This window comes from Paenibacillus sp. P36, from assembly GCF_045866505.1.
Taxonomy (GTDB): domain Bacteria; phylum Bacillota; class Bacilli; order Paenibacillales; family NBRC-103111; genus Paenibacillus_E; species Paenibacillus_E chondroitinus.
Genome location: NZ_AP038372.1, coordinates 2,414,562 through 2,430,584 on the forward strand (window position 1 = coordinate 2,414,562; position 16,023 = coordinate 2,430,584).

Below are 16,023 nucleotides of genomic sequence, written 5' to 3' on the forward strand. Positions count from 1 at the left end.
AACCGCTCTGATAAAGAGTGGGTTTCCTTTTTTTACAGATACCATTCTTTTTTGTTGTGAAAAGAACCCAAATTAGTATTCACTTTATATCGTTTATGTCGCAATCACAACGCAGATTCATGCCCAACTAAACGATGAGCGTAAGAGAATTATATCGTCGTTAGCATTCGCGAGTAGGATTCTATCCAGGGTTACGTTGTCTCGATTAAATGAAGATGAGTATGCCTTATTTCTTCAAGCAATTGATTCTTACTTGCCGTTCTCAGAAAAATTATGGCATTCAGAACAAGCGATTAAAAAATGCTATCTTACTTCAGGTGGACTCACAGGATATATTTTCCATAATAGTAATTTATAAAATTTCCATCATTTTACTAACACAATTTTCTTCTAAAACCAATTATCGACATTCGTGTAAGATATATTATACAATAGACCAATGTCATTTTATTTAAATATACTTTGGAGGTAGTTTGTGTGAAGAAAAATATTTTAAAGTTTCTTGGCTGGCTGGTAGTTCCTTATATTATGATATTCGTATTTTGGAATAGACTTGGAAAAACAGGTAGAAGATTAGGGGTGGCTTGGGCAGTTATTGCGTTGATAGGTGCAATAATTAACCAAGGAAGCTCAGATAAACAACGAGCTAAGCCTGTGGTTGCGCAAGTTCAAACAGAGCAAGCAAAGTTAGTAAAAGAAGAAGTTAAAGAAGATAAAGCGAAGATTGAAGCAGATCTACAAGCAAAAAAAGAGGTTGACGAAAAAGTAAAGTTAGAAGCAGATGCAAAAGCCAAAGCTGATGCTGAAGCAAAAAAAGCACAAGACGAAATAACAAAAAAAGCTAATCAAGATGACGTAATAGCTTTTGAGCAGTCAGCGTATGCACTTGAAGCTACTGCGAAACCTATATTTGATAATTATCAAAAGATAATGACAGCGGTTGGAACAGGTAAAGCAAGTATTTTTGACGCTTACGAGGCTACAACAAACGCAAAAAAAGCAGCAGAAAGTTTACAAGTGAAGTTTAATAGTCTTGAAGTGCCAAAGAATTTGCCTAAAGAAGTGAATACATTACTTGTTGAGTCAAAACAAGATTTATCCACTGCTTATTATGGTAAAAAGAAAGCATTCGACGCTGTATTGAAATTTTTAGATGATCAAAAGCCAAGCAATATGCAAGTTTTCAAAGATGAAACTAAAATGGCTGATCAATTTGTTCTGAGCGGTGTTGCAAAAATTCTTGATGCAAAAACAAAATTAGATTTAGATATTGCAGCAAAATAAATAGCCGTATAGAACAGATTAAAACAGATTTCGTCCAATCTCTTAAAGCATAAAAAAACACCTTTTTGTACAATTACAGTGAGGCGTTTTTTATGTTCTTTATTTCGCCAGTCGATGTTCATAACAATATGGGATATAGGTCGAGTTGGATTACGAGTAGTGGTGGACTAGGTAGTCTTTATTTTGGCGGTAATTTCAGTTCCTATGTCAGCGGATAAATCATAATTAACAAGAATTAAATGAACCGTTTTTAACATATTTTTTCTCAGTAAATATGATACACACCTTTTTTTATATTTAAAGATAAGAATTGATCAATAATAACTTGTTATCCATCAAGTAATATCAGGTGACAATTAAGTATTTGAAGTAGACAATACAGTTCTAAACTTAAAAAAAGGGCGTGCACTCATTGAGAGTGAACGCCTTTTTAATCTCTTCCTAATAGGGGGAAACAATTTATTTGACGCGGTTTTCTTTTTTAATCAAATTGAGCTCGTAGATGCTTTGAGAATTCCTTGGTATAGCTGGATAGATTCGTATTGCAATGAACAGCCCATATATCTCTATAAAAATAATCTGGATCTTTAAATGGAATTTGAACTAGAGTTCCATTAGTAATGTGATCATGGCCCTTTAATGAAAAATTGTCCATAATTGTAAAGGCATTCGAACTCATTATAAACTCACCAATTGGTTCAGTAACGGTCACCGTTACATAAATCGAATTCCCCTCTAGATTTGCTCTTTTGACCATTTCTTTGTGAGAGGTAGAGTCGAGAACAATTATAGATTCGTTTCTTAAATCTTTCGATGTTAAAAATTCTTTATTTCGAAAACGAGAATTTTTTCCAACGCAAATGCAAAAATGACTTGTATATAGCGTTTCAATATCAAAATTCCGATTCATCAATTCTTTTTCTTCAGGAATAAAAGCAAGATCAATGCAATTGGTTGTAATTTCTTCGCAAATCTGCTGAGGCAATTTTTCTAGGAGCTCTATTTGGATATCTTTAAATTCCTTTTTGAAAGAAACTAACGCTTGTTTAATGATATGACCAAATGTATTGGCATACGATATTCTTAATTTTAAATAATCCCCATTTTTTGCGCGATTAATATCTTCGTATAATTCTATATATTTCGTTTTCATTTCTAAAAGTTTGGATATTACGATTTCTCCGTCAGGCGTTGGCATTGTTCCTTTGCTAGTTCGTTGAAATATGGTTATTCCTAGTTCATTTTCTAATGAATGAATGGATTGGCTAATGGGCTGAGGCAGTTATATGTAATTTATCTGCTGCTTTTCGTATTGATTTTTCTGTGGCTACTTGTAGAATATAGCGGATCTGTTCTGAATTCATGGAGGCACCTTATCTCACGTGGTTAAATAAAACTATACACAGTGTTAACAATCTCTAGATTGATCATACTCATTTTAATAATATAATGTTCATAATACTGGAGAAAACGTTAAGGGAACGTTCCCACAAAACTTAGAAGAACAGGAGATAACTATGTCTGATCAAAATGGCTCGACTGAGTCCTTGCTTGACATTATTCTTGAATGTAAACAGCTTATTCAGCAGCTTGAAGAATTATCCATATTATATATGGAAAAGTCGAATGTGTATATGGATGAACCCTATATTCGGGAGCAGCGCCCAACACAAGGAGCAAAACGAGATTGAAAACAACTAAATCAGGTTGGATAATATCGTTAAAATAGGAGGATTTTAGAAATGATAGGACAGAAAAACAGGTTCATGTTACAGATATCTTTGGGCACCATAGCACTCAGCTTTATCATCCATTTATTGTATAGAAAATTTAATTTCATGGAAAACATGGGACACATGATGTTGATGGAGAATATGGCAACCGGTCATGATAGCGGCCAACACTATTCACTTGCGCTGAACATTTTGTTCATTATTCCCGCGGCTTTCTTGGGGGCAGCTTATTTTCTTTATCGAAAGCAAACTGATCAACCCATGATACCAATGCTTAATACATTAGTTCTTACCTTTTCTAGTATCTCTATTATTTCTGGTGGAGGAGGGGGGATAGAGATGCATTTTTCTATATTTATGGTGGTTGCTATAGTAGCTTATTACGAAGATATTAAGCTAATTGCTCTTATGACAGGCATTTTCGCCGTGCAGCATATTTTTGGATTTTTCTTAGTGCCTAAATTGATCTTTGGGAATAGCGAATACTCCTTTTTAATGCTTCTTATTCACGCTATATTTCTGATTTTAACGTCCAGTGCAACAAGTCTCCAGGTTTTATCCAAGAAAAGAATAATGAACGCAATAGAATTGGAAAAAGCAATTAAACAAAAAGAAGCTGAAGCGCTACTCGAAACGGTACAAAAACATTCGCAAGTATTAGAGCAAACGTCTGTGATCATTTCAGAGAAATCTGAAAATAACATTGTTGCAAATAATGATATGCTGGTTACTTTTAAAGAAGTGTCTACAGGTCTTGAAATTCAAAGTGAATCACTGAGCAATATGAAGACTAATCTGCACAGTATTAATCAGATGATTGAGCAGAATTCCCAATCCTTTTCTGACTTGCAGGCAACGGCTGCGACTACAGCCACAACGATGCATAACAATCAAAACAATATTGAACCTTTGTTCGAGCAAGTTAGAATTGTATCCCATGCGATACAACAAACGACGGACACCATGCAAAATTTATACGAGTCTTCTCACCAAGTAGGGGATATTATTACCACGATTCAAGAAATAGCTAGCCGAACGGGCATTTTAGCTTTAAATGCTTCTATAGAAGCGGCACGAGCTGGGGAGCATGGCAGGGGGTTTGCTGTCGTTGCCAGTGAGATCCGGAAATTAGCTGAGCAGAGTAATAGGGCCACATATGAAATAAAGGGAATTCTAACGAATATTCAAGAGGAAAGTGAAGAATCTTTAACCCAGATTGAAGTTGGAAGACAAGCCACAACTTACACGGTTGAACTTGCAGAAGCGTCGATATCCAGTTTGAAGCAAATGAACGAGGCTATTACCGAGATGATTGATATTGTTGAAGCCCTTAATGAATCTGTGAAACATATTGAACTACGGTCACAAGTGATTTCTAATGAAATGACTAACATATCAGCGGTTACCGAAGAAAGCGTGGCTTCCGTACAAGAGCTTTACAGCACTACAGAAACTCAATCGAATGCATCTCACCACATTAATAGAGAGTTACTCCGTTTGAAGGATCTTTCCAAAACGTTACAAGAACAATTTTCTTCTTAAGTTTAAAAAGGATCTACAAGACCAGAAGTCTCTCTTCCAACGCTTACTAGTATAAGGAGAATGAATCTAGCGATGATATTAAACCGATTGATTGTGGAGTCCCCCGTGTTTAATGCGTACTTCAATACGTTTAAGGAGCGTTTTTGTCTCACTCGGAGGGAGAATGAGGTATTACGCCTGCTGACAGTTTGTGGAGGCAACAATAGAGAGCTAAGTGAACAACTCCATATTGCCGAAAAAACTCTGAAAAATCATATTGCTAATATTAAGTTTAAAACCAGAACACATTCCATTCGTGAGCTTCAAGCACTTGTTTATAGAGACTCTTTAGTCCTGCTTCTCGTCAATATTTTTAAAAACGAAGAGAATAAATCTGAGCCATTTTATTTACAACGATGATCTCAGGTTCAACTAACAAGCAATAATGAACAAAGGCAAATCCATCGAAAGGTGGAGACACAAAGCCATGGGTCTAAGCATGAATAAGGAGATGTATATGAGTGCAAATAACGTTTCAACTCTACACAAATACAATTTGTAGTGTCTTGCTAATAGTAATGCTCGTTATGGTTTTAAGACTATATCTACTAAGGAGAAAACAAGTATATTTGATCCTAACATTCGGCCTGATATTATCAATGGGATATGAAGTGCTTAAAATTACCTCGTTAGGATCCAGATCGCTACTGCACATTGCTAGTGCCATCATGTTCATGAATTTAAATATTGGAATATACGCGTCATACTTTAAAAAGATAAAACGAAGCATAATTTACTACCTCGCTGCTGCGATTTTCATCCCACTTTTACTCTTCCTAACAAGTTCTCTTAAAGCTGAGTTATCACTCTCCATAATTGAATTTGCCGCTGTTTGTATCTCCTGGTTACTTATTAGCCCTTATATAGGTGAAACAATTAAACATCGGGTATCATTAATAATCTATTTATGTATTGTTGTGGGAAACGCTGAAACAGACCTATGGCAAACAGAAAAATGGATCCTGATTATATTCGATATTCTACCGGTTATTTACTATTTTATCCTGCTCTTAATATTAATTGAACGTTTCATAACTATGTTTCAGAGTGTTGTGAACTCCTCATTATTAGATGGGCTAACTGGACTGTACAATCGTAAAGCTATCAGCACTAGAATTAAGCAATGTGTAGAAAAAGGGGAATGTGCAATCGTATTCACAGATATTGATAATTTCAAGGAGCTCAATGATACCCTTGGCCATCATGCTGGGGATGCTGCTTTAAAGACCGTCGCTGAAATTTTGCAAGAAGAGACGGATGATATTGGTTTTCCAGGACGCTATGGAGGTGAAGAACTGATTGCTGTTATTGATGATAAAGATACTATCTCGCGTATTGAAGAGTGGGCAGAGAACTTCCGTTCTAGAGTAGAAAGAGAGAGTAATGTCACCTTAAGCATAGGATTCAGCATATATCGATATGGTTTAACCCCAGAGAAGCTGCTCGAGCAAGCTGATCTAAGCATGTACTCTGCTAAACGGACCGGTAAGAACAAAATTGTAGAATATAAAGACGGGCTGGATACGGGGAGTATATAAAATCGAACGTAATCGAAGCCACCGGGAGCTCGAATGTTTAAGCATTGATAAAGTGCGGAGAAGATGATAGGGAAGACTGGCTTTTTCATCAGGCAGTTTTCTATGCGCGGTAAGTATTTGTAAATCCAAATGGACATTTTGTACATGGTAGAAATAATTTGTTAAGCCGGTTGGATGAAATGGAAATATTGCAAGGCGGAACCTCCTCTTATAATGAACGTGTAAGCATCAAATCATGAAGGGGAGATGTCCATGAGTAAAAGGATGCAAGTATGCGTCCTCATCGCTGCGATGGCAGGCAATCTGCTGCTGCCCTACGGCATGGCGGGACCGAGTGCGGCACAGGCTGCAGTGACCACCTATGTGGCGGCGAGTTTTAATAGTTACCCTACAACGCCATCGACGACGGGGCCAGCAGCAGAAGTAGGTGGCAACTGGGGGTTGTATAATGCGAAAGCAGGTACGGACTACACGGTTGGGGAAGCCGTCTACGGCAGAAGTGATCTTAGCTTGAAACTGGTGTCTGGCACTTCGGGCACTCAACTGTACACGGGGAAATTTGGACTTAATATTGCCGGCAAAGTGGTTCTGGAAGCATCGGTTCGAGCTGAGGATACTGCTCATATTCGGTTGCTCGATGTGAAGAGCACCAGTGGCGTGTGGAAAAACTTTTTGACGTTAACGGAAACAGGTCAGATGTCCATTTTGAGTAAGGCTTTGGGAACGTACACGCCAAATACGTGGAATCGGGTGAAAGCGATCATCGATCAAACTGGGCAAAAAGCGGACGTGTTCCTCAATGATGTGCAGGTCGTAACCGGTATCACTTTAGGAGCGGCTTGGGATACGATTAACACCATTAAATTTACACAAACAGGAACGGCACAGCTTGGCACCTCCTTTTTAGATGATGTGCGCGTCTATGGTTACGCGCCAGTTGAAAGCGTTTCCATATTGCCAACTGCTTCGACGATTGGCGTTGGCAAGCAGCTTTCACTTGCTGCGCAAGTCGTGCCCTCGGATGCCGCTGATCAACGCGTCGTTTGGAGCTCGGACGCGCCGGCAACCGTGACGGTCGACACGTACGGTGTGGCTACTGGTATTGCCGTCGGCACCGCGCATGTAACGGCTACGACGTTAGATGGCGCGAAAACAGCGTCATCCACGATTACGGTCGCCACCAATGTGCCAGTGGATAGCCTGGCACTGCCTGCGGAGCAGAACGTAGCGGTTGGAGGCACGGTGAAGTTAACGCCTATTTTTACACCGGCAAACGCCACGAATCAAAACGTCACATGGACAAGCGGGAATCCCTCTGTCGCAACGGTCGATGCGCAAGGGCTTGTTACCGCCGTAACGGCCGGTCAGACCGTGATTACGGCGCTTAGTGCAGATGGCAGCCATTCAGCTTCAACGACGGTGAAGGTGCAACCGCCGAGTGTTCAATCGATCACCTTGCCGAGTACGGCGACGGTGATCAAAGGGGACACGATTACGCTGGTGCCGACTTTTCAGCCGGCGCAAGCAGGGAATCAAGCCGTGACCTGGGCAATTGGCGATGCCTCGATTGCGTCTGTGGATGCGGCCGGTGTCGTGACCGGTCTGAAGCTTGGGGAAACATCACTCACGACGACGAGTGTGGATGGAGGAAAAACAGCGAGTACTATGATTAAAGTTATTGATCAAGCAGCAGTGTCCGGCGAGTTCGAGCGTTTACGCTTAAAGCGCAAAGCAGGACTTGACGGCGGTGACAACTTAGATACATCTGATGCGGATGTACAGGCAAAGGTGGCCACCTTAACGACGAACGGACAAACCCGTTGGTCGACGCTTCAGAAGTCGGCAGACCGCCAAGTGCTGTGGACGGACAGCGTTGTTAGCAGCGGCAATTCTGACGCGATTCATAACAATATCTCGCGTATTCGTGAAATGGCGTACGCTTACTCGACGAAGGGAGGTACGCTCTACCACAATTTGCAACTGCGTGACGATATCGCCTCTGCGCTGAATTGGGTCTACACGAAGCAATACAACGAAACGGGTACCGCTTTCGGCAATTGGTGGAATTTCGAGATTGGCATTCCGGTGAAAATGACGGATATCATCGTCATGATGTACGATGCGCTGACGCCGGAGCAGATCGCGCGCTATATTGGAGCGATTGATCACTATACGCCGGATATTCAATCCAATTTATTTGATACCAGCTCCTACTATACCGGAGCTAATCGTTCGGATATTTTGCTGTATAAGCTCGTGGACGGCGCACTGCTGCAATCGGAAGCGCGCATACGTGCTGCAGCGACGGAGATGTCTCCGTTGTTTGCCTATGTAACGGCAGGCGACGGTTTTTACAATGACGGTTCTTTCGTCATGCATACGTCTGTGCCTTACACAGGCAGCTATGGCTCGGTAATGCTGGAAGGGATCAGCCAGCTCCTTTACTTGCTGAACGGCAGCCCTTGGCCGATTACCGATCCGAACGTGAATAACATCTATCAGTGGATCTACGATGGGGTCGCCCCAGTGATTTATAAGGGGATGACGATGGATTTCGTTAACGGCAGATCAATAGTGCGCGGTTCGGATAATTCACAGAAAACGGCGGCAGGCATCATGTCGGCGCTCGCAAGAATGGCATTGAATGCGCCGGCGGCCGATGCGCAGAAGCTGAAGAGCCTGCTGAAAGCGTGGATTACGCAGGATGAGACGCACTTTAATTATTACAATTTTATATCTTCGATCAACTTGATTGGTTCTGTGAAGGAGTGGGTCCGTGATGCTGCGATTGTGCCGGATCGGGAAGCGGGCGGTTACTACGAGTTTGCGGGGATGGCCAGAAGCTTGTTAGTTCGGGATGACTACACGTTTGGCGTCAGTAAAAGCTCCAAGCGCATCCAGACCTATGAGCTGACCAATGGTGAAAATGGGGAAGGCTGGTATACGGGTGACGGGATGACGTACCTGTATAACGGCGATCAAGCACAGTATATGGAAGACTATTGGGCGACGGCGAATCGGTACCGCTTGCCGGGTACGACGGTGGATACAAGACCGCGCGCTTTCAGTGATTATCAAAATGGGGACGGCGAAGGCAAGCCGGGCAATAGCTGGGCAGGCGGCGTCGAGATGGGGGCCTACGGCAGCTCCGGCATGCAGCTGAAGCAGATCGGCACGACGCTGCAAGCGAATAAGTCGTGGTTCATGTTCGGCGACGAGATCGTCGCGCTAGGCTCGGGGATCTCAAGCAGTGATAACCGGACAATCGAAACGATCGTCGAGCAGCGTAAGCTGAATGCAGCCGGCGACAATCCGCTCATTGTGAACGGGCAGGCGAAGTCCACGAGCCTCGGCTGGAGTGAGCGAATGACCGGCGTGAAGTGGATGCATTTTGGCGGCAATGGTGCGCAGTCGGATATCGGCTACTACTTCCCGGATCAACCGGCGATTAATGGACTTCGGGAACAGCGCACGGGTCGCTGGAGCGATGTCAACCAAAGCATCGGCCAGTCCGATGCTGTGACCCGCAACTACCTGAGCTTGTGGTTCGATCACGGGAAGAGCCCGCAGGGCCAAACATACAGCTATGCGATTCTGCCGAACAAAACGGCGGAGCAGGTGAAGCAGTATGCAGAGCATCCAGCTTATGAGGTGCTGGTTAATAATGATCAGGTGCAAGCGGTACGCCATAACGGATTAGGCCTTACAGCCGTGAACTTCTGGAAAGATCAGAAGGTAAAAGCCGATCTGGTAACGAGCTCCAGACAGGCTGCTGTCATGATCAAGGAAGCGAACAACCAGTTGGAGCTCGCGGTTTCCGATCCGACGCTGGAGAATTCAGGCGCCATTGAGCTGGAGCTGGATCGTTCAGCTGCAGGACTTCTGCAGGCGGACCCGCAGGTCATGGTCACACAGTTGTATCCGACGATCCGTTTGGTGGTGAGCGTGAACGGCTCGGTGGGACGGACGTTCCACGCGGTGTTCGATACCGATCCAGCGAAGCCGAGACCGTCCGATCATCCGCCGATTCCGGCTATCGTGAATCCAAGAAGCGGAAGCAGCGAGTTGGATCGCTCAGCTGTGTTATACGCAGCCTTCGATAATGAAGGCAATGGGCTGGAAGCGATCGGCGGCGGTCCGAGCGGCTGGACGGTGAGCAATGCACAGCAGACCATTGTGACGCTGGAGCGGCTGCCTGAGGAGTCCAGCAATATGCTGCGGCTGCTCGATCTGAGCGACCAGGCTTCGGCCTCGGCAGGACGCAAATTCCCGGCTGTCTCGGGATTGGCTGAGATCGAGTTGACGTTTGCGGAGCCTTATGGTCCGAAGGGCGAGGAATTCACGCTGCTAAATGGCGATTCTGAGGCTATAAGCTTAGTGACACGTGCAGGAGCGCTATACTGGCTCGACACTCAGGGCTCCGAGCATTATGTGCAAGGGCTGCCTGCGGCAGCATGGACGAAGCTCCGCTTGACCGTTGACATTCCGCACAACAAGTACGATGTCTATGTGGACGGTACGTTGGCGGCAGCAGGTGCAGCTTTTGCCAGCCCGGTTGCAGCACTTGATGGCATACGGATGAAGACGGATGCGCAAGCGAAGGACGCGATTCTGTACGTGGACGACATTGCGGTGTACCGTTTTGGCGAGCAAACGTTAGTGTACAGCACGTTCAATTCAGGCGGGACAGGGACATGGCAAATCGCTGGAAGCGCGACGGCTCCAGTTCAGATTGTGGAGGATCCAAATCCGACGAATCGAAGCATGCTGCTCAGCGATAATGACAACAAGTTCAGCGCCTCAGCCATTCAGTCGTTTGCGGCGCAAAACGGAGTTTTGGTTGCGGAGTGGGATTTAAAGGAAAAGAACAGCGGCAAAACGCCGTTCTATGAGCTACGCCAAGGCGACAAGACCGTCGTTCGATTGTTAACGAGCGGGACGCTGCGCTATCTGTACAAGGATGGCACGGTAGATACGCTCGGCTCAGTGCCAACCGGTGTCTGGCATCATATTCGCCTGGAGGTTGATATTGCGAACCAGAAGGTCAATGTGTACTTAAACGGTGTGCTCCAAAAGGCAAACCTGAACTTTTACGAATCGTCGTCCACGATCGATAACATTCGCATCTATACCTCCTACGGCGCTGTAGATGCGCCATTATGGATCGACAATGTGAAGGTGTATACGTATCGTGAGCCTAAACAGCCTCAAGGGCTGATGTTGAATACGACGGAGGAAGCGTTGTATCTGGATGAACCGGGTGATGGTGCGGAGCAAACGACTGCTTCGTTGAGCGCACAAGTGACACCTGCAGATGCCTATGAAACGAGTGTCGGATGGATCTCCACTAATGCGCAGACGGCGTCTGTTGATGGAACCGGCTTGGTGCAAGCGAAGCAGCCGGGTAAGGCGGTCATTACGGCGACGACTGCTCATGCTGAGCAGCAGGCTGCTGTGACGGTGTATGTCGTGCCGAGGGCACCGGAGGTAACGGCGGACGATACGGCTAACACCGTGTCGGGAATCACAGACGGGCTGGAATACAGCCTGGATGGCGGCGACTATGTGCGGTATGAAGCGGAGACGTTTGGACGTCTCAACCTAAATGGCCCGCACGAGCTTATCGTCCGCCGTGCTGCGGACGAGACGAGCGGGGCACCGGCGGGGAAGGTGACGACGCTGCGTTTTGTCACGGTGAATGTGTCGCCAGGAAATGGTTCGGGGTCTGGCTCCGGTTCTGGTACAGGTACTGGCAGCGGCTCGGGGACCGGTTCGGTAACATCGGTAACGCCGCCGACGACAGAACCGAAAGAGGGTGTCGTTCAGCTGAAGCTGGCGGCCGGCGCGGTCACAACAAGCAAAGACAGCCAAGGCAGAACAGTGACGACAGTGATTGTAGCTGCCGAGGCGCTGAAACAAGCCTGGTCATCTGCAGCAACGACCGTCGTGATTTCACCGACGGATAGCGAGGGCAGCACGCTTGTCGTGAAGCTCCAAGTTGCTGCCCTGCAGGAAGCGGCAAAAGCAGCGCCGACAGGTGTCGTAGTCTTTCAAGCGCCGCAAGGTGCAATGACGCTCCCACTGTCGTTGTTTGTTCCAGGCGGAGCTGTCTCACAAGCTGCTCCATCGGAGACAAGCATCGTGTCCGTCACGATTGAAAAAGCGGACACCTCGCTGGAAGAGCGTGTAAAAGCAGCTTCCAGTCACTATGGGGTTTCGGTTGCAGGACCGATTGTGGACTATCACGTGTCATTGGAGCAAGGAGATACTTCGGTTGCGATTACGCAATTCGGCAATCTCTATGTTGAGCGTACGCTGATTTTACCCATGGGATTGAACGCAAGCAATGTTACATCTGTGCTGTACGATCCAGTGACAAGTGCGCTGGCCTATGTGCCAGCGGTGTTTGTGACGCTGCCTGATGGGCGCACGGAAGTGCGCATGAAACGAAATGGAACAAGTATTTACACGGTGATTCAAGGCAGCAAAACGTTTGACGACCTCGTCGGACATTGGAGCAAGGCAGATGTCGAAAAGCTGGCCTCGATGCTGATCGTTCAAGGTCAGACGGATACAAGCTTCGTGCCAGAGGCTCAAGTCACGCGGGCTGAGTTCGCAGCGATGCTGGTGCGCGCACTCGGCTATCAATCGAAGCCAGTGCAGCAGCCTAGCTTTGCGGATGTCGCAGCGACCGACTGGTACTACGAGGCAGTCGAAGCGGCGGTGCAAGCGAAGCTGATCGAAGGTACCGGACCGGATGCGTTCAGCCCGAACCTTCCGATCACGCGCGAGCAGATGGCGGTGATGCTCACAGCTGCGATGAAGCTTGTTGGCAAGCAGGTGAGCGGAGCAAATCCAGACTTGCTCGCCCCGTTCCAAGATCAATCGGAAACGAGCGCTTGGGCGAAGGTTCCACTTGCTTCGGCATTGCAAACGGGCATCCTGACCGGAAGGTCGGCGAGCCTCATTGCGCCAGCCGCTCCTTCGACTAGAGCGGAAGCGGCAGTTGTGTTGAAACGCCTTTTGAGTTATATAGCATTTATGAACTAAAGATTTAGGAGGGGGCTACGGCTCCCTCTTTTTTGTTGTCATGAACTGGAAATCATCCGGTTCAGATGACGGGAAACGGCGCAGTGGTGCACAGGAGAGGCGGCGTAAAGGATGGCTGAGCGGCTTACTTCTGCAGCGGCGGCAATCTTTTTAACAACACGATTGGACAATTTATGCATTCCCTTTTATAGCGGGGAGCCATTATAGTAAAAGGAGTCGTACTGGCAGAATCCACGCTTTACGGCTTATTCTCAATGTGTGAGAATACGAGGTATGGGGCAGCTGAACTGCATGCTTACGAACACGATGAACCCCAAAGGAGAGAGCGCATGCCAATCAAAATCAATCTGTGGAAAAAGCGCAAAAGCGTCATTTTTACATGGCTAATTTCCTATAGCGCTGTCTTTATCATTCCGATTCTCATGAGCCTCATTTTGTACAGGGAGTCCAGCAATACACTTCGCAGCGAGATTCATCGAGCGAACAATACGATGCTTCAACAGGTGAGAGAAACAATCGATACGCAGGTTGAGATGATGCAGCGTTTGAGTATGGAGCTGACTTGGAATACGAGAGTTCAAAGCTTGATTTATACCCGCATGTCCAGCAGTGATGAGCAGTATACCGCCTATCAGGTGGCAAAAGAGTTTCAAATGTACCAGACCTCCTATGCCAATGTCGATCAATTTTATGTGACCTGGGAAGCGGAGAATACCGTTTTGTTGCCTAGCTCTACACGTGACTATCAAGCGGGCTTTGAAACCATACACGATACAGGCGTGATTAGTTATGCCGATTGGCTGAAGCTGGTGAAGATGAACAGGAGCACGATTTTTACCGTCCTGCCACGCAAGGACTCCGCTTATTCGAAGCAATCCCTCGCGCTGATCACCCGGCTTCCGGCAGGGTCGGGAAGCAGGCCGACAGGCTCCGTGGTTGTTATGGCGGATGTGGAGCGTTTTAATAAAGCGATTGCAAAGGTGCAGTCTTTTAGCGGCGGGTATGTGTACGTATTGGATGAAGCGCATAAAGTATTGCTGTCGAATACGAGCACGGGGCTCCCGCCTTCCGTTCTGGATCAGTTGGGCAGGTCGGAGAGCGGCGTCATTTATACCAAAACCAGCGACGAGCAGTCGGAGATTTACTATCTGAACTCTGAGGTCTCGAAGCTGACCTATATATCTGTTATTCCGAGCAAGGTCTATTGGCAAAAAGCCGTCTATGTCCGCAATGTGATGTACATTAGCGTAGCCATTTCCCTCATCGGGGCGGCTATTTTGACGCTTTTCTTCATGCGGCGCAACTATTCACCGATTCAGCGTCTGGTGAAGGTATTAGCCGGGGCCGAAGCGGTCCAGGGCAGCCAGCAGGAGGGGAATGAGCTCAGCTTCATTCACCGTGCCGTTTCCGATACGCTCAGCGAGAAGGAAGCGATCCGGGTTCAGCTGCAGCAGCAGCATAACATGCTGCGCTCAAATATGCTGGCGCGCCTGCTGAAGGGCCGGCTGGACGGGCCGATTCCGCTGCAGGAGTCGCTGAATTCGCATCAGATCGAGCTGCTGTCCGAAGATTTTGCTGTTCTGTTGTTTTTTATGGAAGCTCCCGAGGAGGTCAACATCAGCATTTCGTCCATCGGGCCATATGAAAAGAGCCGATTGGCACAATTTATTTTGACCAATGTGGTGGAAGAGCTGGTCGGCATGCGCGGGCATCGCGGTTATGTCGCCGAAGTGGACGATATGCTCGCTTGCATTGTGAATTTCTCTTCAGAGGAGGAAGAGGGGCGCTTGCAGCAGCTCGTCTCGATTTCGGTGGAGGCGCAGCAGTTTCTGCTGGAACGCTACCGGATGAAGTTGACATTGTCCATTTCACGGGCGCATTCCACGATTCCAGGCATTGCAGCCGCATACCAAGAAGCCATGGATGCGATGGAGTACAAGCTGGTGCTTGGCAAGCAGAAAATTATCGCTTATGAACAGCTGCGCAAGGAACCGATGACCGGCTACTACTATCCGCTGCAAATTGAGCAGAGGCTGATGAACTTTATTAAAATCGGCGATTTGGCGCATGCGCGAGAAGTGTTGGACGAGGTTGTCGATCGCAATTACGGGAACTCTTCGATGACGTCTGTGACGCTAGTTCGTTGTTTGATGTTTGATTTAATTTCAACGATGATGAAAACGATCCATGAGCTCGGTGAAGTCGATGAAAGCTTTCTCGCGAAGCATCCGAACTGGATGGAAACGATGGCGAGCAGCGATACCGTCAAGGAAATGGTGGAGCAGCTGAATCGGCTGCTGGAAGATGTGTGCGCATATACGGGAGCGAAGCTGGACGTTAGCATTTCCAAAGGGCGCGCAGAATCGCTGCGAGAGTTGATTAATAAGGTGAATGTCTATGTGGAAACCCATTATCAGGATATGGATTTGAATGTGGGAATGCTCGGTGACCAATTTCAGTTAAAAGCGAGCTATTTGTCTAAGCTATATAAGGAGCAGACGGGTGAAGGGCTGCTTGATTATATTAATCGTGTGCGGGTGGAGCAGGCTAAAGCGCTGCTGGGCTTTACGGTTCAGCCGATTGTCGATATCGGCAAGCTGGTCGGCTTCAATGAAGCGGCGACGTTTATCCGGGTATTTAAAAAGTTTGAGGGCATTACGCCTGGCAAGTTTCGAGAGCTGCGGGGCTAGACGGGCGGCCACTTCGGTGGGTGCCTGTTTTTCATACATGAGGGGGGTGCGATGTATTCGGCCTTCGTCAGCGAAAGAGCGGCATGTCATTCGTTTTGCCATACAATTGGCGTTTTTATGCATGTCGGCGCCTGTTTTAACAACGAA

9 protein-coding genes and 1 riboswitch are annotated in these 16,023 nt (G+C 46.6%); of the genes, 7 read left to right on the forward strand and 2 right to left on the reverse strand.

Annotated features, from left to right (window positions below; genetic code table 11):
* The first annotated feature begins 477 nt into the window (after positions 1 to 477).
* Positions 478 to 1,284, forward strand: coding sequence for a hypothetical protein (locus ACKTT9_RS11040; RefSeq protein ID WP_407871573.1), 807 nt, complete (start codon positions 478 to 480; stop codon positions 1,282 to 1,284).
* Positions 1,285 to 1,765: 481 nt separating this feature from the next.
* Here ACKTT9_RS11040 and ACKTT9_RS11045 read toward each other — a convergent pair whose 3' ends face one another.
* Both ACKTT9_RS11045 and ACKTT9_RS11050 read right to left on the reverse strand, forming a co-directional pair.
* Complete coding sequence (locus ACKTT9_RS11045) at positions 1,766 to 2,566, reverse strand: LysR family transcriptional regulator (protein WP_407873011.1); 801 nt, start codon at positions 2,564 to 2,566, stop codon at positions 1,766 to 1,768.
* The gene (locus tag ACKTT9_RS11050) at positions 2,550 to 2,648 is read right to left on the reverse strand and encodes a LysR family transcriptional regulator (RefSeq protein ID WP_407871574.1); all 99 of its coding nucleotides are present in this window, start codon (positions 2,646 to 2,648) and stop codon (positions 2,550 to 2,552) included. The genes ACKTT9_RS11045 and ACKTT9_RS11050 overlap by 17 nt, the downstream gene beginning before the upstream one ends.
* Positions 2,649 to 2,801: 153 nt before the next feature.
* Here ACKTT9_RS11050 and ACKTT9_RS11055 point away from each other — a divergent pair, with 153 nt between their 5' ends.
* From ACKTT9_RS11055 to ACKTT9_RS11080, 6 genes are all read left to right on the forward strand, one after another.
* Complete coding sequence (locus ACKTT9_RS11055; RefSeq protein WP_407871575.1) at positions 2,802 to 2,975, forward strand: hypothetical protein; 174 nt, start codon at positions 2,802 to 2,804, stop codon at positions 2,973 to 2,975.
* A gap of 51 nt (positions 2,976 to 3,026) precedes the next feature.
* Positions 3,027 to 4,559, forward strand: coding sequence for a methyl-accepting chemotaxis protein (locus ACKTT9_RS11060; protein ID WP_407871576.1), 1,533 nt, complete (start codon positions 3,027 to 3,029; stop codon positions 4,557 to 4,559).
* 60 nt (positions 4,560 to 4,619) lie between these two features.
* On the forward strand, positions 4,620 to 4,958 hold the full coding sequence (locus ACKTT9_RS11065; protein ID WP_407871577.1) for a response regulator transcription factor: 339 nt from the start codon (positions 4,620 to 4,622) through the stop codon (positions 4,956 to 4,958).
* Positions 4,959 to 4,982: 24 nt separating this feature from the next.
* A riboswitch (cyclic di-GMP riboswitch) is annotated at positions 4,983 to 5,073 on the forward strand.
* Between the two features lie 94 nt (positions 5,074 to 5,167).
* A complete protein-coding gene (locus ACKTT9_RS11070; RefSeq protein WP_407871578.1) occupies positions 5,168 to 6,136 on the forward strand; it encodes a GGDEF domain-containing protein in 969 nt (322 codons plus the stop codon).
* Positions 6,137 to 6,388: 252 nt separating this feature from the next.
* On the forward strand, positions 6,389 to 13,186 hold the full coding sequence (locus ACKTT9_RS11075) for a polysaccharide lyase family 8 super-sandwich domain-containing protein (protein WP_407871579.1): 6,798 nt from the start codon (positions 6,389 to 6,391) through the stop codon (positions 13,184 to 13,186).
* Between the two features lie 329 nt (positions 13,187 to 13,515).
* Entirely contained in the window at positions 13,516 to 15,876 is a 2,361-nt protein-coding gene (locus tag ACKTT9_RS11080) for a helix-turn-helix domain-containing protein (RefSeq protein WP_407871580.1), read from the forward strand.
* The last annotated feature ends 147 nt before the right edge of the window (positions 15,877 to 16,023 follow it).